The sequence below is a fragment of the Neobacillus sp. C211 genome, assembly GCF_051842875.1.
GTDB lineage: Bacteria > Bacillota > Bacilli > Bacillales > Cytobacillaceae > Neobacillus.
Genome location: NZ_JBPXRO010000038.1, coordinates 1 through 18,060, shown reverse-complemented (window position 1 = coordinate 18,060; position 18,060 = coordinate 1). Strand labels below are relative to the sequence as shown.

The following is an 18,060-nucleotide window of genomic DNA, read 5'->3' as shown; positions in this document are numbered from 1 at the left end:
ATGTGTTAATCAAACTTATTATTTGTAAAAGAATTGAAATAAGCTATTTGGACTATTATTTGATAAAATAAGGAAGTATTGACTAAATCATTTCATGTGTTGATCGGAGGAGTTTTGCTTTGAAGAAGCATCATCAAGACATACAGGATCTCATCTATGTCCATTTGAACCAAACAGACCAGTATGTAATGTCTTCCGGTATCGAATTTGCTGAATTCGCTGCTGCTTTTTCAGGTTCATTAAATCACTTGCTTTTACTAAAGCACCGCTTTGATGATGCTGATTTTAATATGCATACACAACTCGAATATTGCCCTGAAGAAAGAATTAAAAAGTTAGCGGCAGACAATGTTTATAGTTACGAAAACTTTTGCTGGATTGATTTTATTGAGGAAGATGTGTTGAATGAACTGACGGGACAGGAAATCGCTGAATTATTGTACTTAGGTCATCAAAAGCATCATTTGAAAATGCCTTTTTATAATAAATTAGGGAACCGTTTTGTTTATTTAGCACAAGATGATGGCTGGTATAACAAAACTTATTACCGCAGCTTCAAGGATTTTTTTCATGTGCTTAGCGAAGTAGTGGCCGTAAAATTAGGAGATCTTAAGATTGAAAAATCGATCCTAGGATTCCGTAAGAAAAGAACGTATCCTCAGGTGAATAAAGAAATCCTGCTTTCATTAACACCCTTCATTAAAGAAGGAATTTGCATTTCATTACGGGCTGCAGATCACCAGCGGGGCAAAATTGAAATTCCCATCTGGGTAATTGGTGATTTCGCCAATATGGATGACATGGTGGAGGAATATGATCAAATATCATCTAAACCATATCACGCGAAAATTATTTTTGACAAGAAGACAAAAGAATGGAAATTAAATGTCATCTAGAACATTTGGCTTGATAAAAAAGTCCCACTCCATATGGGTGGGACTGTTTTTTATGGTGCTTTCGCTTTTCTTATGAAAACCATAGGTTAAATAATCCTTCGTTCACGCCTAAGTTATACATATAATAAATTCCGAATAATATGCTGATAATGCCCGCGAGATGATTCAAATACCTATTCAACTGTTTACCGGATGTCAAAACAAAGGGGATACCAATAACAGTTGAAAAGCTGAGCATACCAACAACTGTGCCGCAACCGAAAATAAGTATGTATAAAGCACCTTGCCACGCGGTCGAAACGGTACTCATTGTAAGTAGAACCATTGCTGCACTGCCGGCAAGCCCGTGAATGAGCCCGATGAAAAAGGATTTATAATGGGTACGGCCTTTTTTTTCAATGGTCTGGCTGCCGTCGGTGTGTGGGTGATGATGGCGATGTTTCAGAAACGCTACAATACTATTTAAGCCGAGAATAACTAGCATAATTCCCACAATAAACTCAAGACTCAGGGCGACCGTATCTGTGATTGTGTTTTTGGCTACAATCAAAAACATTCCGACAATGAAAAGAGTAGCCGTGTGCCCGATACCCCAGTAGACACCGGCAAAGATTGAGCGCTTTAAATTTTTTGATTCGCTTGCGATGGTTGAAACTGCAATAACATGATCAGGCTCGATTGCATGCTTAATTCCCAGCAAAAAGCCAAATAATAATATGGATAAAAGTGAACCCGTCATTATGTGCCTCCAGATTATCGTTTTAAACTAATTATACATGAAATATTAGGATAAACGAGAATGAGAAAATTGACAATTTAACCAGCGCTAGTTTTTAAGCAAGCTATGGCCATCATAAAATATTCAGTAGGAAAAAACATATAAAAAATTGGTGGACTACATTTCCTTTCTTTTTAAAATAAGTGTTAAAATATAACCGTGAATGAGAAAATGGAGGTTTTCGTATGAAAACAAAATTAGGTTTATTATATGGAGGAAAATCAGCCGAACACCAGGTGTCTCTGCAGACAGCACTGGCTGTCATTCGAGCGTTAGACCTTGAAAAATTTGAAATTCATCCTATTTACATAAATACAGAAGGAAAATGGATTAAAGGACCGCAGTTAAGTGAGCCGGTTGAAAACGTGAAGGCGCTTGAATTTGCAGAGGGAAATCAATTATCGCCTTTATCGCTCGCGCCCGCACTTTTCCAAGCTGAGAAGCAGGAAACACTTGATGTTATCTTTCCGTTGCTGCACGGACCAAACGGGGAAGATGGAACCGTACAAGGTTTATTAGAACTATTAAACCTGCCATACGTCGGCAATGGAGTGCTAGCCTCAGCAGCAGGAATGGATAAGGTTATGATGAAAAATGTATTTGCACAGGCGGGGCTTGCTCAAGTAAACTATGTTGCCTTTATTAAAAGTGAATGGGAGAAAGCAAAAGCAGAGGCTTATAGCAAGGTCGAAACAGAACTTGGCTATCCTTGCTTTGTAAAGCCCGCAAACCTTGGTTCCAGTGTCGGAATCAGCAAATGTACAAATCGTGCGGAATTAGAAACCGCTTTTGCCGAAGCTTTTCAATTTGACCGCAAAGTCATCATTGAAGAAGGCGTCGTTGCTCGTGAAATCGAGGTGGCGGTTCTTGGGAATGATGAGCCTGAATGTTCGGTTGCCGGTGAAATTGTACCAAAAAAGGATTTCTATGATTATAAAGCGAAATATGAGAGCGGGGATACAGCGCTGATCATCCCTGCTGACATAACAGACGAAGAATCACAACAAATTAATCAAATGGCAATCCAAGCTTTTAAATCTTTAGATTGTTCTGGTTTGGTCCGTGCCGATTTCTTCTTAACAAAAGATGGAAGAGCGCTAATTAATGAGGTAAATACGATGCCTGGTTTCACTCCATTTAGTATGTTCCCGCTCTTGTGGAAGCACACAGGCTTGGAGTATCCACAATTGATTGAGCGGCTTGTAAGTCTTGCGAAAGAAAGACATGCAGAGAAACAACAGATAAAGTTTACTTTCTAAAAAACGGAGACACGGCTGTAGCTGCCGTGTCAGTTTTTATTTAATAAAGAGGAATATCCGATTAGCGGAGTCCCAAGATTATTTTAGAAAAAGGAGGATATCAATGATAAAACGATCGTTAAAACAGATTGCTGAAATGGTTTCTGCTCAAAATGATATGAGTACGTTTGCTGAAACGATAATCACGGGTGTTTCCATTGATTCCCGTAAGATTGAAAATGGTAACCTGTTTATTCCTTTTAAAGGAGAGGTTTCAGACGGACATAAATATGTCGAAGAATCCATCAGTAAAGGTGCAGCTGCGGCCCTTTGGCAAAAGGATGTCCCGAACCCGCCCACACATTTACCTATTTTGATTGTCGATAATTGCCTCGTGGCCTTACAAGAATTAGCAAGAAACTACCGGCAGCAATTAGACGTAAAAGTGGTCGGTATCACTGGAAGTAATGGGAAAACTACGACAAAGGATATGACTGCTGGCATTCTTGCCACAAATTATAAGGTTCAAAAGACAGAAGGAAATTATAATAATCATATTGGTCTTCCATTAACGGTTTTAGGATTACACGAAGACACTGAAATTGCCGTCCTTGAAATGGGAATGAGCGGCAGGGGTGAAATTGAATTTCTAACGAAGCTTGCATGCCCGGATGCTGTAGTGATTACCAATATTGGTGAATCACATCTTCTCGACCTCGGTTCAAGGGAGGGAATCGCGGAAGCGAAACTTGAAATCCTCCAAGGGTTAAAAGAAGGGGGACTTGCTGTCCTCCATGGCGATGAACCACTGCTGATGGAACGAATTCAACAACATAAAGGCAATGTACAGGTTAAAACATTCGGCAGAAATGAAACGAATGATCTATATCCAACTGATATTACTCAGTTAGAGAATGGGAATCGTTTCAACATCAACACTTCAAAGACTACTTTCGAACTTCCAGTATTAGGAACGCATAATATTTTAAATGCACTTGCCTCGATGTTGATTGCTAACTATTTTTCAATCCCTTTCGAAAAAATGAATGAGGGGTTAGCTAGTATAAAGTTAACGAATATGCGTATGGAGTTGGTAGAAGGGGGTCAAGGCGAAAAAATAATTAACGATGCTTATAATGCAAGTCCCACTTCCATGATGGCGGCGATCGAATTAGTTTCCAATCTTAAGGGGTATGATCGAAAAATCCTTATCTTAGGGGACATGTTAGAGCTTGGCCCACAGCAAGAACAGTATCATCAGCAAATTGGAACTGCTTTAAACGGTGATAAAGTCGATCTTCTGTTTACCTATGGAAACTTAGGGGGGCATATTGCAAACTCAGCCCGAACTGTTTTGGGAGAAGAAAGAGTGTTTGCTTTTACAGAAAAAGCACCACTTATTCAAGAATTAAAGCGGCATGTAAATAAAAATACCTTAATCCTTGTTAAAGCATCAAGAGGTATGAAATTAGAGGAAATCGTAACGGCTTTGCAAAAAAAATAAAAGAAATTAAAACTGACGAATTAATGAATGATTTAAGCTTGATAAAAGAAAAATAACTGAGACCCCCCTTGTGTGGAGAAGTTGCCCTTCTTTTCGAGTACTGGACAATTTGATGAAGTAATAGGATCGGTTTGAACCTGTAACAAACTTGTCTTTATTGCAAAATACTAGCAACAGTGGTATGATATTCATCAACGTGTCTAAAGAACGATTATTAAAGGGCATACTCCTTGAGGGAGCATGTTTTTTTTTGGTAAAATAAAGATGTTACCTATTTACGGCATTTTGATGCGTGTCCGCTCAAGCGCCAAGGGAACCGAGCCGTTTCGGTCCTGCCTAAGATGAAGTATAAAAATCCACTGCCATCATGTGAAAAAATTAAAATTTATTTTATCCGTGATGAACTTTAAACCTACTTGATCAAAGATGAAAGATAACCTATAGCATTTTTATTAATTCAAAATAGGACTTCACTTGGGCCCTCAAGCGCTTTTCGCCTCTAAGAGCAGGCGCTTCCGCTTTTCTGAGTATCAGGCGAAAATATTCAGCACTTAAAAAATATTTTCACATAGATGAAGGAGAATGAAAACATTGACAAAGTTTGAAGAATTAGGTCTAAGTCAGGCCACGTTACAATCCGTCCTCAAAATGGGTTTTGAGGAGGCAACACCAATTCAGTCAGAAACTATTCCATTGGGGCTAAAAGGTATTGATTTGATCGGGCAAGCTCAAACAGGAACTGGTAAAACAGCTGCATTTGGGATTCCATTGATTGAAAAAGTCGATATTAGTGCGGATGCAATCCAAGGTATTATTATTGCGCCAACTCGTGAACTTGCGATTCAAGTATCAGAAGAACTATATAAACTTGGTTCAGGCAAAAGAGTTCGCGTATTGCCAATATATGGCGGGCAGGATATCAGCCGTCAGATTCGCTCATTAAAGAAAGCACCACATATCATTGTTGGTACTCCAGGCCGTGTATTAGATCATATCAACAGAAAAACGATGCGCCTCGAAACAGTAAACACAGTGATTCTTGATGAAGCAGATGAAATGTTAAACATGGGATTCATTGAAGATATTGAATCGATTCTTGCTTCAACACCAGCAGAACGTCAAACATTACTTTTCTCTGCAACCATGCCAGGGCCGATTCAAAGAATGGCAGAAAAGTTCATGAAGGATCCGCAAATTATTCGTGTCAAAACGAAAGAAATGACCGTTCCTTCAATTGAACAGTATTACCTTGAAGTAGTGGAAAGAAATAAGTTTGATGTATTAACAAGACTTCTTGATATTCAATCCCCTGAACTAGCGATTGTTTTTGGTCGTACAAAGCGCCGTGTCGATGAATTATCGGAGGCATTAACTTTAAGAGGTTATACGGCAGAAGGTATTCACGGCGATTTAACTCAGGCAAAGCGTATGTCAGTTCTTCGTAAATTTAAAGAAGGAACAATTGACGTGCTTGTAGCAACAGACGTAGCAGCAAGGGGACTTGATATCTCCGGAGTAACTCACGTATACAATTTTGATATCCCTCAAGATCCTGAGAGCTACGTTCACCGTATTGGACGTACAGGTCGTGCCGGTAAAAAGGGTGTAGCTTTAACATTTATTACACCACGTGAAAAATCATATCTTGCTGTCGTGGAAAGAACTACTAGAAGCAAGATGGAAAAAATGAAAGCTCCTACGCTTGATGAAGCATTAGAAGGTCAACAAAAAGCAGTTGTAGAAAAAATCGTAGCAACGATTGAATCAAACAACTTACATTATTATAAAGCAGCAGCTCAAGAATTGTTGGAAGAAAATGATGCAGCAACTGTTGTCGCAGCTGTGTTGAAAATGTTAACAAAAGAACCGGATACAACACCGGTTAAGCTGACAGAAGAACAGCTTCCACAAAGACGAGAAAGAAAACCCCAAGATCGTGACCGTAGAAGAAGAGATGATTCTAGAGGTTCAGGTTCATACGGCGGGGACCGTAACAGAAAAAAAGCACCAACAAAGCCACGCAGTGGTGAAAAAAGAACTGGCGGTGGCGGTAAGTCAACATCAAAGCCAAGAACTTTTAACCACTAAAATACAAAAGCATGGACGATATCGTTCATGCTTTTTTTATTTGACCAAAAGGGGAACAGTAAACATAGATTCCAGAGATCCACTGTATGATTGAAGAGAAGCAAAAAGATGCGGCGCTTTTTCAATTGGAAAAGGATTTGAATGAGCGTGAAGGAGTTACGTGAATTGACCAGTCTAGTTTTATTATCGAATAAGTAGTAGTGCCGTACTCCCCAACCATGTATACTTAAACTGATTTTGAGATTGTGAAGCAGGGGGAGAGATGAATGGTTGAACCGCAAAATCGACTTTCGGAAAAGGCCTTAAAGGTATGGAGAATCTCTGCAGTAATCAAGGTTGTCATAGAATGGTCGATCACAGCTGTTATTGTTTTACTATTAGATATTTTCGATGGTCCCTTCTGGATTTCGCTTACCCTTATCATATTAGGAGTTATTTTTACATTTTTACATATTTTTCTGTTTCCTGCACTCAGATGGAAATGGTGGAGATATGAAGTTCGTGAGGAAGAAATAGAGCTGCAGGATGGTTTCTTTATCCGGAGTCGTACCTTGATTCCGATGGTTCGCGTTCAGCATGTAGATACCGTCCAAGGACCAATCCTAAGAAAGTACAAATTAGCCTCTGTGATTGTTCATACGGCGGCCACAGCCCATCAAATTCCTGCTTTAGAAGAAACAGAAGCAGAACAATTAAGGTTCAATATATCGAAACTAGCAAGGGTTGCTGAAGATGATGTCTAAACCAAAACGACTTCATCCCATAGCCATTTTGGGATATATGGGTAAAAGAATAAAAAACTTTATTTTTCCAATTGCTGCTTTTACATTTTCGGTTACTCGCGATAGTGGGCGTCCGTTATTATTCGCCTTGGGTGTATCCTTTATATCAATTATTATTATTTTTATCACCAGTCTCCTCTCGTGGTTACGGTATACATATAATTTGGAACAGGATGAACTCCGGATTAATGATGGGATTTTCATTCGGAAGAAAAGATACATTCCATATGAACGAATTCAAAGTATCGATCTTTCCGAAGGTATTTTACAACGATTGTTCGGGATGGTAAAACTCCAAATTGAAACGGCTGGCGGAGTGGGAGCAGAAGAAGCGGAAGCCGTCCTTTCTGGGATATCGAAAGAGGAGGCTCTGGTAATCCAGGAATTTACGGCAGCAGCTAAAGGGAACGGGGCAATCGAAGGAAAAGATCTACCTGAGGGTAAATCCGTTTATAAAATATCCACCGGACAATTATTGATTCTTTCCCTAACCTCAGGTGGTGTTGGGGTGGTCATCTCAGCTGTCCTTGCGTTATTAAGTCAAGTGGATGACCTGATTCCCTTTCGAAGATTAGCCAGCGGTATTGAAAAATGGACGGCCCCTAGTCTGATCCTGCTTACGATCCTTGTGGTTATTGGATTTTTCCTTGCATGGGTAATCGCGCTCATTGGTACGATGCTAAAGTATGCTAATTTTACTGTGATCAAAAAAGACAATGATTTAGTTATTACTCAGGGTCTGTTGGAGAGAAGACAAATAACAATTCCGTTGAAGCGGATCCAAGCGATTCGCATCAGTGAAAATATTGTCAGACAACCCCTCGGTTATGCGACCGTATATGCGGAAAGTGCTGGCGGGTCATCGGCCAATCAAGAGGGTTCTAAAGTGACCCTTTTGCCAATCGTCAAGCTAGATCAGATTGCTTCAATCCTTGACCCGGCCATTACAGAGTACCTTGTCCCGACCACCTTTACCCTAATACCGAAACGGTCGATGTGGCGCTATATATTCAGGCACTGGTACATTGCTACTCCGATCGTGATTGTGTCGCTGCTATTTTTGAAGACTTGGGGCCTTCTTTCCATCATCCTGCTTGGTGCGATGACGCTTGGGGCTGTTTTAAAATATAAGGCAGCTGGTTGGACTCTTGCTGAACAGCAGCTAACGCTAAGATACCGGACGTTAATGATGATTCGAACGACGGTTATGATGAAGAAAAATAAGATTCAAAGCTTGGAAATAAGAGAAAGTTATTTTCAGCAGAAACAAGAATTAGGAACATTCGAAGCCTTTGTGAAATCGGGCGTCGGTGATGCAGGCGGCACTGTTGTTGATATGGAAAAGGGTGATCTAAAGAAAATTTATGATTGGTATTCTAGCGGCAAAGAAAAAAGGATTTGCAGTGAAAGGTAGTTTCGACTGCAAATCCCTGTTATTTCAAAATAAGAAAGTATAAATTTCGACTTTGAAAATTGTCCAGCTCCAGCGCCCTAGCGGCTAGTGTCCTTCGCTCTCCGCCCTACGATAAGTCAAGCACGAATGCACCTTCGGCTCTTCGTGTTTCCTTTATCTCAGTTGGAGCACTCCAGGCCATACGCCGCTGAACAGGGCGCTTGCGCTTTTCTTATTGTGCTAGTAATCCGAGAATAGCAATGATAATAATCGAGGCCCAAATGATCACTTTCAATGGAGATTGATAGGAGATGCTGCTTTTCTTACTGCTGGCCCAGCTCGCGGTACCTCGAATCGAATCGGATAAATCTTTTTTATTAAAATAAGGAATCGCCCCCATTAAAAAACCACCAAGTAATCCAAAAAGATGGGCGGTAATATTAATATTTGGCTGTAAGAATGTCATAATAAGACTAACAACACAAAGAGTAAGGATTATTTGCGAGTTTTGCTTGGAAAGCATATGTTTCCGAAACATAATAACCGCCAGGTAATAACCAAACAAACCAAATATCGCTCCACTTGAGCCAACGTGGGTATAGGTGAGCGGCTGGAGCAGCAGTGTGGCGACATTTGCAATAAAACCTGACAGCAGATAGACAAATAAAAATCTGCCGCTTCCAAGCATTCGCTCCAGTGCCGGTCCAAATAACACAAGTGAAAAGCTATTAAACAGCATGTGTGAAAAACCACTATGAATAAAGGTCGGTGTAATCAGCCGCCAATATTCCCCTTCCTTAATATAAAGGTTAACTCCAGAAAGATTTTCAAAGAACCAAGAGTTAGGGAAGATGGTTATACTCGTTAATAGAAATAATCCTACATGAATGGTAATAATAATAGAAACAATCGGATAAAGGCGGATAAAATCGCGAAAACTTTCCGTTCTCGTAAACATGATAAAAACCTCCTGAGTTTCACATTAAAATATTAATAAACTAATTTCCGTCCTCGTACACTATTACTTATGCTCATTGTATATTAAATAGAAGGAAGATGAACGATGATTAAAGGGATTGGGATCGATATTATTGAACTTTCAAGGATTGAGGACATCATCAATCGACAAAAGAAGTTTGTGGACCGCGTGTTAACTCCGAATGAGCGGCTAAAATTTGAAGGTTTATCGGCTGTCAGAAAAGTAGAGTTTTTAGCAGGGCGCTTTGCAGCGAAAGAAGCGTATTCTAAAGCGAATGGCACAGGTATTGGAGAGGAACTGTCATTTTTAGATATTGAAATAGAAAATGATAGTTCCGGAAAACCCTTTTTTGCAAAGCCAGAGAGGCATGCTCATTTATCTATTTCACATAGTAGAGATTACGCCGTAGCGCATGTAATTATTGAAGAAATTTAGAGCATATAAATTTTTATAAAAATAAATAGCTTGGCAACTCCTTATCATATTCCTTTAGGTTGTCTCATATATTCATAGGGAAACAGGAGAGACAAGGTCAGCTATGGTCATTTTGGAAAGCAAACTCCATTGCCTGACCCCTGCCTTTCTCTTCTCTATAATCATATGAAATGAGACAAGAAGGGGTTGAAGGAATGAGGAAAAAGTTATTGCTGCTAATCACGGGGCTCATGGTCATTTTTGTACTAGCGGCCTGCGGTTCTAAATCACAAGGTGATGTGGTAAAAGAGCTAACGGGGAAACTAGATGACTTAAGTGGCTATAAGGTGAATGCAAAAATGACATTGAAAATGGGATCTGATTCACAAATTTATAAGGTTGAAATTTGGCATAAAGATCCTACCTTTTATCGCGTGAATTTGAAAAATGCTCAAAAAGACCAAAGTCAGATGATATTAAGGAATAACGAAGGCGTATTTGTTCTTACACCTGCTCTAAATAAGAGCTTCCGCTTCCAAAGCGATTGGCCGCAAAACAGCAGCCAGGCCTACTTGTATGAATCGCTGATTAAGGATATTGTTGCCGATAAAAGTGCAAAATTCTCCACCACTAAAGAATATTATGTATTCGAAACGAAGACCCGCTATCAAAACAATACAATGCTGCCATTCCAAGAAATCAAATTGAATAAAAGTGATTTATCACCTGCTGTGGTAAAAGTAATGGATCCGGATCGAAATGCCCTTGTAACTGTTGAGTTTTCCAAAGTGAAATTTAATGCCAGCTTTGACAAGGATGATTTCGATATGAAGAAAAACATGACACGTGCGCAGCTTAATTTGCCTGCTATGGCAGATGGCGGCGATGATGCCTTTACCGTTATGTATCCAACTACAGAACTTAAAGGGACAAAATTGATTGAGGAAAAAGAAGTGGCGCTAGAAGATGGCAAGAGGGTTGTCCTCACCTATGATGGCAAAAAATCGTTCACGCTTGTCCAGGAAAAGGTAACAGCAAAAACAGCGTCTGCGAATCCAACCTATATTGAAGGTGATATTGTCGACTTAGGTATGACTATCGGAGCAGTTTCGGAACACTCCCTCTCTTGGTCGCATAATGGTGTGGATTATATGATTGCATCGAAAAACCTAACGAAGAGAGAAATGATTGAAATTGCAGCATCTGTCCAAGGTGAAGCAGTAAAATAAATATTGATACTAGCAGGCTCTTTACAGGGCCTGTTTTTATTTGTAAATGAAAGTAAACAGCAGTATGATAATTTTTGTGATAAAATGGAATGATATTTAATTAAAGCTATTAGGAAGTGGAAACATGGAAGAGCAAGGTTTTTTTTATAGAGATACATGGGCGGAAATAGATTTAGATTGTATTCTTGCCAATGTTGCCTCCGTCAAAAAGCATTTGCCTCAAGACGTGAATATGATCGCAGTTGTCAAAGCAAATGCATATGGCCACGGTGATATTCAAGTGGCAGAAACAGCCCTTGAAGCAGGTGCAGCCTATTTAGCAGTTGCTTTTATGGATGAAGCGATAGCCTTAAGAAAGAAAGGAATTACTGCTCCTATTCTTGTCTTGGGTGCTGCACGGCCTGAAGATGTTCAAGTGGCAGCGAAATTTAATATTACCCTTACAGTTTTCCAGAAGGAATGGCTGCAAGATGCCATAAAACATCTTAAGGCAGAAGATCGAATTTCTTTTCATATCAAAGTAGATACAGGGATGGGGAGGATTGGTGTTCGCAGCTTACCAGAGTTAATTGCAATCGAACAAATCATCTCCGAAAATGTCCAATTTATATTGGAAGGGATTTATACACACTTTGCTACGGCTGATGAACTGGATGAAACCTATTTTCGTCAGCAATTAGCGTTATTTGACAGTATGGCCAATGGGCTAAAAGAACAACCGAAGTATATCCACTCAAGCAATAGTGCTGCTGCACTAAGATATCCTAGCGCTTATTTTAATGCCGTTCGGATTGGCATTGCAATGTATGGCCTGGCACCTTCACTTGAAATGGAAAGTGAAATTCCTTTTCCGCTCCGGGAAGCATTTTCACTCAGGTCACGACTTGTCCATGTAAAGAAGTTGCAAAAGGGCGAAAAAGTGAGCTATGGGGCAACGTATGAAACCGGTGAAGAAGAGTGGATTGGGACCATTCCGATTGGTTATGCAGACGGCTGGATTCGCAAACTGCAAGGCCAAGAGGTGCTTGTTAAGGGAACGAGGTTGCCGATTGTCGGTCGAATCTGTATGGATCAATGTATGATTCGTCTCCCATATCATGTTCCAATTGGGACCACCGTAACATTAATCGGCGGGGACGAGGATCAGTTTATTTCCGTTAATGAAATCGCCCAAAAGCTTGACACAATTAATTATGAAGTTCCATGTATCATTGCAAATCGAGTTCCGCGCCTTTATAAAAAGGGCGGGAAAATTGTCGATTTAAAAAATTACCTTCTTGAAGATTAATGGGCTAAATGAAGTTTTCTAGTCATATTTATGATATTGCGGTAATTTGTGCATAAAAGAGTGTTTTATTGGCTTATAATACAGTAGTATTATAAATAGTCTATGCAATAAGTTCGATAAGTGTTATTATTGTATATGGTACAGATAGATAAGTGAAACTCACTGTATGAAACCGACTCTGGGTCGACTCATGTAGTGTGTTGAATTTATGCGTCAGAAGGAATTCTGGTTAGATAAAAATGGTGTGTAGTGATGGTGGAGGTGTATGTTTGTGGCTGAGTCAGGCGCAACTACGGAAATCTTAGTGAAGTTACCGCAACATCTTTTAACGGAATTAGATGGTTTTGTTAAACAAGAAAATGTAAACCGCAGCGAGTTTATCTACCAAGCAACAAAAATGTATTTACGCGAACGAAAAAAGAGACAAATTCGCGAGTCGATGAGACGCGGATACATGGAAATGGCAAAGATAAATCTTAGAATTGCATCAGAAGCATTTTTAGCAGAATATGAGGCAGAACACACAGTTGAACGTCTTGTAAGCGGAGGATAATCCTTTGATAGTCAAACGTGGTGACGTTTATTTCGCGGACCTATCCCCAGTTGTTGGTTCTGAACAAGGCGGCGTCCGACCTGTACTTGTCATCCAAAACGACATCGGGAATCGGTTTAGTCCCACAGTGATTGTTGCAGCGATTACAGCTCAAATTCAAAAAGCCAAGCTTCCTACTCATGTAGAAATTGATGCGAAGCGCTACGGATTTGAACGAGACTCGGTCATTCTGTTAGAGCAAATTCGTACAATTGATAAGCAGCGGTTAACCGATAAAATCACCCATCTCGATGACGAAATGATGGAAAAAGTGGATGAAGCCTTGCAGGTTAGCCTGGGTCTCATCGAATTTTAATTTAAAGCACGCTCTTTTTAGGAAGAGCGTTTTTTCATACATATCCTGACCTCATTTTCTACTTCTGCTTAGGCGAGCTCATATGCTCGCCTATTTTTTTTTGAATAAATTGCAGAAGGCACTTTAATGAAACGGTCTAATGATTCTGATACAATAGAATGAAAAGGAATGGAGGATTGTTTTGTGAATGATACAATCGTAAAAGATGATCAATTGTTAAAGAAAATTGCAGCTGAACTGACAATATCTCATAAACAAGTACAAAGTGTTATCTCATTATTAGATGAAGGCAATACAGTTCCTTTTATTGCTCGATATCGGAAAGAAATGACAGGAGCGCTTGATGAAGTACAGATTCGCAATATTTTAGAACGCTGGCAGTATATCCAAAACCTTGAGCATAGAAAAGAAGAGGTTATTCGAATCATTGCTGAACAAGGGAAACTAACAGATGAACTTAACCAGGCGATTACCAAAGCCGAAAAGCTTCAAGAGGTTGAAGACTTATACAGGCCATATAAACAAAAAAGACGGACAAAAGCGACGATTGCAAAAGAAAAAGGCTTAGAACCTTTAGCAGAGTGGCTGCTGACTTTTACAAAAGAAAGTGTGGAAGAAAAAGCAAAACAATTTTTATCAGAAGAAAAAGAAGTCCTTACGGTTGAGGATGCAATTGCAGGCGCGAAAGACATTATTGCGGAATGGGTTTCTGATGATGCTGAAAGCCGTAAATGGATTCGTAAAGAAACGTTTAAATCCGGTGCAGTTGTATCGGTGGTCAAAGAAGCGGAAAAAGACGAGAAAAACGTTTACGAAATGTACTATGAATATGAAGAACCTGTAAATAAAATTGTTCCGCATCGAATTCTCGCTTTAAATCGCGGTGAAAAAGAGGACATTTTAAGAGTTTCGATTAAAATGAATGCCGATTTAATCCTGTCATATTTGGCGAGAAAATGGATCCGTGTCCAGCACTCTCCATCAGCACCCATTGTGTTAGAAGCGATGGAAGATAGCTACAAAAGATTAATTCAGCCTTCCATTGAGAGGGAAATCCGCAATGAATTAACGGATAAGGGTGAAGAGCAAGCCATACATATATTCTCTGAAAACCTTCGTAACTTACTTTTACAGCCACCGTTGAAAGGCAAAGTCGTCATCGGTGTCGACCCAGCCTACAGGACAGGCTGTAAATTAGCAGTCGTAGATGAAACAGGTAAGGTGCTGAAGATAGATGTGATCTATCCCCACCCACCGGTTAACAAAGCCAAGGAAGCGCGCGAAAAGTTTATTCACATCCTCCGCGAGTATAAGGTTGAAATGGCGGCCATCGGAAATGGCACAGCCTCAAGGGAAACAGAACAGTTTGTCGCAGATATCTTAAAAGAAATGGATGAAGAGATTTTCTATTTAATTGTCAATGAAGCAGGGGCCAGTGTCTATTCTGCTTCGGAATTAGCCAGAGAAGAGTTTCCGAATCTGCAGGTAGAAGAAAGAAGTGCAGCCTCTATTGCACGCCGGTTGCAGGATCCATTAGCGGAATTGGTTAAAATTGACCCAAAATCGGTTGGTGTTGGTCAATACCAGCATGATGTTTCCCAGAAACGTCTGTCAGAATCGTTGCATTTTGTGGTCGAAACAGCCGTTAACCGGGTCGGTGTAAATGTGAATACTGCTTCTCCATCACTTTTACAGTATGTAGCGGGGCTTAACAAGACTGCTGCAAATAATATTGTCAAAAAGCGTGAAGAGGAAGGGAAATTTACGAGCAGGGTTCAATTAAAGAAAGTACCTCGTCTTGGTGCAAAAACCTATGAGCAGGCGATAGGGTTCTTGCGCGTATTAGATGGCAAGCAGCCGCTTGACCGAACAGGGATTCATCCGGAAAATTACGACGAAGTGAAGAAATTATTAGCGAGTCTAGGATTTACAACTGATGACCTTGGTTCGGATGAGTTAATAACTGCTCTTAATGGGATTGATTTAAAAGCTGTTTCAGAAGAACTTGCTATCGGGGAATTAACCCTAAAGGATATTATTGATGCTTTGGTAAGGCCGGAACGCGATCCGCGCGATGATTTGCCACGCCCTCTTTTGAAAAAAGATGTCCTTAAGTTAGAGGATTTAAAAGCAGGTATGGAGCTGCAAGGTACGGTTCGGAATGTTGTGGACTTCGGTGCATTTGTTGATATCGGCGTTAAGCAGGACGGGCTTGTGCATATTTCCAAACTAAGCAATAGATTTGTAAAGCATCCATTGGACATTGTGTCAGTAGGGGATGTAGTCACTGTATGGGTGGATTCTGTTGATATGAAAAAAGGCAGGGTTGCGTTAACAATGCTGGCGCCTTCGAACTAGTTGGAAGTAACGGGTTCCTGTAATAATATTATCACCATTAAAGAAGACCATTTCGCAAAGCGAGTTGGTCTTCTTTTTTATTTTTGTCCCTATCAATTAACTCTTAGAAATAATTATTAGATGTGAAGGGAAAGGGTCTCAAAAATGTTCGTGAGGACAGAAATAGGAAGGGAATGGTGTAAGTTGTCCTCATGAGGTTTTCATGAGGACAAAAATAGGAAGAGAAGTGCATAAATTGCCCTCATGAACTTAAGAGAAGTGTTTTTTTCTGTAAAAGAACCAGCACTGGTTTAGCATCTTGATCTGATAGCGATCCTTCTCATAGAAAGCTCTTTTCATTTGGTTTTGCAACCAAGTTGGCATAATAAAACCTCCCGAAAAGTACATCATTATTAAAGGTATATACAATATATGCTATAATAGGTTGTCATGTTCGCAAAGAAAGTGAGGGTCCCTAAATGGAACAACAAGAACTTCAATCATTAGTTGAAAAGGTATCTGTTGAATCATTTGGGAAGCAGTTTCGACACATAGCGTCTTTCAATCAAAGACTAAGGTCAACTGGCGGCAGATACCTTCTTGGCACACATAATATTGAAATAAATAAAAAATATTACGAGCAGCTAGGTGTAAAAGAATTAGTGGGGATCATTAAACATGAGCTATGCCATTATCATCTTCACCTTGAAGGGAAGGGGTATCAGCATAGAGACCAAGAGTTTAAGCAATTATTAAAAAAAGTAGGAGCACCGCGATTTTGTGCACAATTACCCGATAGACCAGTAAAACGAACATCCAAAAGAATCCTTATATATCAATGCTCGAAATGTCAGCTATCATACAGGCGAAAAAGAAGCATTGATACAAGCAGATATGTTTGTGGAAAATGTAGGGGGAAGTTGACGAAAATAAAAGAAATAATATTAGAATGACGTAAGAATTTGGAAAAAATCTTTATCTAAAAACTATATTGACTTTCTATTATAACGTCATTATAATGTAAAGAGTCGATAAGGTGATTGCCTAATTGATCTAAGGTTTTTAATAGTATTATTCCGCAGTAGCTCAGTGGTAGAGACGAGCGAGGCATCATGAATTTGCTGCGAGTTGTACACACCGAGACGCTCCTTGGGTTACTTACTGAGGTGGGGACATGGTTGTAATATAGCTTAGATTAGAGAATGTAATATTATTATTCCGCAGTAGCTCAGTGGTAGAGCTATCGGCTGTTAACCGATCGGTCGTAGGTTCGAGTCCTACCTGCGGAGCCATATGGGGAAGTACTCAAGAGGCTGAAGAGGCGCCCCTGCTAAGGGTGTAGGTCGGGTGACCGGCGCGAGGGTTCAAATCCCTCCTTCTCCGCCATATAATTTTTAGGCCCCTTGGTCAAGCGGTTAAGACACCTCCCTTTCACGGAGGTAACACGGGTTCGAGTCCCGTAGGGGTCATCTGGGACGGGGAGTGACATTGATTCATTTCCTGTTTCTTAATCTTTATAAACATCAAATATTGGGCTATAGCCAAGCGGTAAGGCATCGCACTTTGACTGCGACATGCGTTGGTTCAAATCCAGCTAGCCCAGCCATTTTTTTATAAATCAATATTAAATGCGGGTGTGGCGGAATTGGCAGACGCACCAGACTTAGGATCTGGCGCCGCAAGGCGTGGGGGTTCGACTCCCTTCACCCGCACCAAATGTTTTACTTGAATTAATTTGGTTAGTATGTTATGATTGTTTTTGTCGCTAAATATCGTGCGGTCGTGGCGGAATGGCAGACGCGCTAGGTTGAGGGCCTAGTGGGGGCAACCCCGTGGAGGTTCAAGTCCTCTCGGCCGCACCAAATAAATTGTTGACAAACAATACTGAGTCTGATATACTTTAAAAGTTGACTTCAATACATGCGCCCTTAGCTCAGCTGGATAGAGTGTTTGACTACGAATCAAAAGGTCGGGAGTTCGAATCTCTCAGGGCGCATTTTTACGGGAAGTAGCTCAGCTTGGTAGAGCACTTGGTTTGGGACCAAGGGGTCGCAGGTTCGAATCCTGTCTTCCCGACCAGTCGAATAAATTTTACGCGGGTGTAGTTTAGTGGTAAAACCTCAGCCTTCCAAGCTGATGATGAGAGTTCGATTCTCTTCACCCGCTCCAAATTACCTTTAATAATTGTTCTTTGAAAACTAAACAAACAAAATCGTGTAAACAAAC

The 18,060-nt window shown here is 40.2% G+C and carries 16 protein-coding genes and 9 tRNA genes; 22 read left to right on the top strand and 3 right to left on the bottom strand.

The features are described from left to right. The first annotated feature begins 119 nt into the window (after positions 1-119). Positions 120-896 (top strand): hypothetical protein, encoded by a 777-nt coding sequence (locus ACSU6B_RS25250; protein WP_168241568.1) that lies wholly within the window; start codon positions 120-122, stop codon positions 894-896. 70 nt (positions 897-966) lie between these two features. Here ACSU6B_RS25250 and ACSU6B_RS25245 read toward each other — a convergent pair whose 3' ends face one another. Next, a complete protein-coding gene (locus tag ACSU6B_RS25245; RefSeq protein WP_410889073.1) occupies positions 967-1,635 on the bottom strand; it encodes an urease accessory protein UreH domain-containing protein in 669 nt (222 codons plus the stop codon). A 224-nt stretch (positions 1,636-1,859) separates the two neighbouring features. Here ACSU6B_RS25245 and ACSU6B_RS25240 point away from each other — a divergent pair, with 224 nt between their 5' ends. The 5 genes from ACSU6B_RS25240 (at position 1,860) to ACSU6B_RS25220 (ending at position 8,700) form a co-directional block, all read left to right on the top strand. Beyond that, a complete protein-coding gene (locus ACSU6B_RS25240; protein ID WP_410889072.1) occupies positions 1,860-2,933 on the top strand; it encodes a D-alanine--D-alanine ligase in 1,074 nt (357 codons plus the stop codon). Positions 2,934-3,036: 103 nt separating this feature from the next. Further along, positions 3,037-4,416 (top strand): UDP-N-acetylmuramoyl-tripeptide--D-alanyl-D-alanine ligase, encoded by a 1,380-nt coding sequence (locus ACSU6B_RS25235; protein WP_410889071.1) that lies wholly within the window; start codon positions 3,037-3,039, stop codon positions 4,414-4,416. 591 nt (positions 4,417-5,007) lie between these two features. Beyond that, a complete protein-coding gene (locus ACSU6B_RS25230) occupies positions 5,008-6,504 on the top strand; it encodes a DEAD/DEAH box helicase (RefSeq protein ID WP_410889069.1) in 1,497 nt (498 codons plus the stop codon). Positions 6,505-6,770: 266 nt separating this feature from the next. After that, entirely contained in the window at positions 6,771-7,247 is a 477-nt protein-coding gene (locus ACSU6B_RS25225; protein WP_410889068.1) for a PH domain-containing protein, read from the top strand. Then, positions 7,237-8,700, top strand: a complete 1,464-nt coding sequence (locus tag ACSU6B_RS25220) for a PH domain-containing protein (RefSeq protein WP_410889067.1) — start codon at positions 7,237-7,239, stop codon at positions 8,698-8,700. The genes ACSU6B_RS25225 and ACSU6B_RS25220 overlap by 11 nt, the downstream gene beginning before the upstream one ends. Positions 8,701-8,911: 211 nt before the next feature. Here the strand turns inward: ACSU6B_RS25220 and ACSU6B_RS25215 are convergent, their stop codons facing one another. Continuing rightward, the gene (locus ACSU6B_RS25215; RefSeq protein WP_410889066.1) at positions 8,912-9,637 is read right to left on the bottom strand and encodes a rhomboid family intramembrane serine protease; all 726 of its coding nucleotides are present in this window, start codon (positions 9,635-9,637) and stop codon (positions 8,912-8,914) included. Positions 9,638-9,742: 105 nt separating this feature from the next. On the opposite strand from ACSU6B_RS25215, the gene acpS reads away from it, so the two are divergent. From acpS to ACSU6B_RS25185, 6 genes are all read left to right on the top strand, one after another. Then, positions 9,743-10,093, top strand: coding sequence for a holo-ACP synthase (gene acpS, locus ACSU6B_RS25210; protein ID WP_410889064.1), 351 nt, complete (start codon positions 9,743-9,745; stop codon positions 10,091-10,093). Between the two features lie 194 nt (positions 10,094-10,287). Further along, positions 10,288-11,301: a LolA family protein gene (locus ACSU6B_RS25205; protein ID WP_410889063.1), complete on the top strand. Its 1,014-nt coding sequence runs from the start codon at positions 10,288-10,290 to the stop codon at positions 11,299-11,301. A 124-nt stretch (positions 11,302-11,425) separates the two neighbouring features. Beyond that, entirely contained in the window at positions 11,426-12,589 is a 1,164-nt protein-coding gene (gene alr, locus ACSU6B_RS25200; protein ID WP_410889062.1) for an alanine racemase, read from the top strand. A 271-nt stretch (positions 12,590-12,860) separates the two neighbouring features. Next, the gene (locus tag ACSU6B_RS25195) at positions 12,861-13,142 is read left to right on the top strand and encodes a CopG family ribbon-helix-helix protein (protein ID WP_066097189.1); all 282 of its coding nucleotides are present in this window, start codon (positions 12,861-12,863) and stop codon (positions 13,140-13,142) included. 4 nt (positions 13,143-13,146) lie between these two features. Beyond that, positions 13,147-13,497, top strand: a complete 351-nt coding sequence (ndoA, locus tag ACSU6B_RS25190; protein WP_007083556.1) for a type II toxin-antitoxin system endoribonuclease NdoA — start codon at positions 13,147-13,149, stop codon at positions 13,495-13,497. 183 nt (positions 13,498-13,680) lie between these two features. After that, entirely contained in the window at positions 13,681-15,855 is a 2,175-nt protein-coding gene (locus ACSU6B_RS25185) for a Tex family protein (protein WP_410889060.1), read from the top strand. A 249-nt stretch (positions 15,856-16,104) separates the two neighbouring features. Here ACSU6B_RS25185 and cmpA read toward each other — a convergent pair whose 3' ends face one another. Then, on the bottom strand, positions 16,105-16,218 hold the full coding sequence (gene cmpA, locus ACSU6B_RS25180; protein WP_088085061.1) for a cortex morphogenetic protein CmpA: 114 nt from the start codon (positions 16,216-16,218) through the stop codon (positions 16,105-16,107). A gap of 95 nt (positions 16,219-16,313) precedes the next feature. On the opposite strand from cmpA, the gene ACSU6B_RS25175 reads away from it, so the two are divergent. From ACSU6B_RS25175 to ACSU6B_RS25130, 10 genes are all read left to right on the top strand, one after another. Further along, the gene (locus ACSU6B_RS25175) at positions 16,314-16,787 is read left to right on the top strand and encodes a SprT family protein (RefSeq protein WP_410889058.1); all 474 of its coding nucleotides are present in this window, start codon (positions 16,314-16,316) and stop codon (positions 16,785-16,787) included. 264 nt (positions 16,788-17,051) lie between these two features. Beyond that, a tRNA-Asn gene (locus ACSU6B_RS25170) sits at positions 17,052-17,126 on the top strand. 3 nt (positions 17,127-17,129) lie between these two features. Continuing rightward, positions 17,130-17,220 (top strand) — tRNA-Ser (locus tag ACSU6B_RS25165). 11 nt (positions 17,221-17,231) lie between these two features. After that, positions 17,232-17,303: transfer RNA gene (locus tag ACSU6B_RS25160), tRNA-Glu, on the top strand. A gap of 62 nt (positions 17,304-17,365) precedes the next feature. Continuing rightward, positions 17,366-17,440, top strand: a tRNA-Gln gene (locus ACSU6B_RS25155). Positions 17,441-17,464: 24 nt separating this feature from the next. Continuing rightward, positions 17,465-17,549: transfer RNA gene (locus tag ACSU6B_RS25150), tRNA-Leu, on the top strand. Between the two features lie 61 nt (positions 17,550-17,610). Then, positions 17,611-17,696 (top strand) — tRNA-Leu (locus ACSU6B_RS25145). 60 nt (positions 17,697-17,756) lie between these two features. After that, positions 17,757-17,830: transfer RNA gene (locus ACSU6B_RS25140), tRNA-Arg, on the top strand. A 6-nt stretch (positions 17,831-17,836) separates the two neighbouring features. Further along, a tRNA-Pro gene (locus ACSU6B_RS25135) sits at positions 17,837-17,913 on the top strand. Positions 17,914-17,929: 16 nt separating this feature from the next. Next, positions 17,930-18,003, top strand: a tRNA-Gly gene (locus tag ACSU6B_RS25130). The last annotated feature ends 57 nt before the right edge of the window (positions 18,004-18,060 follow it).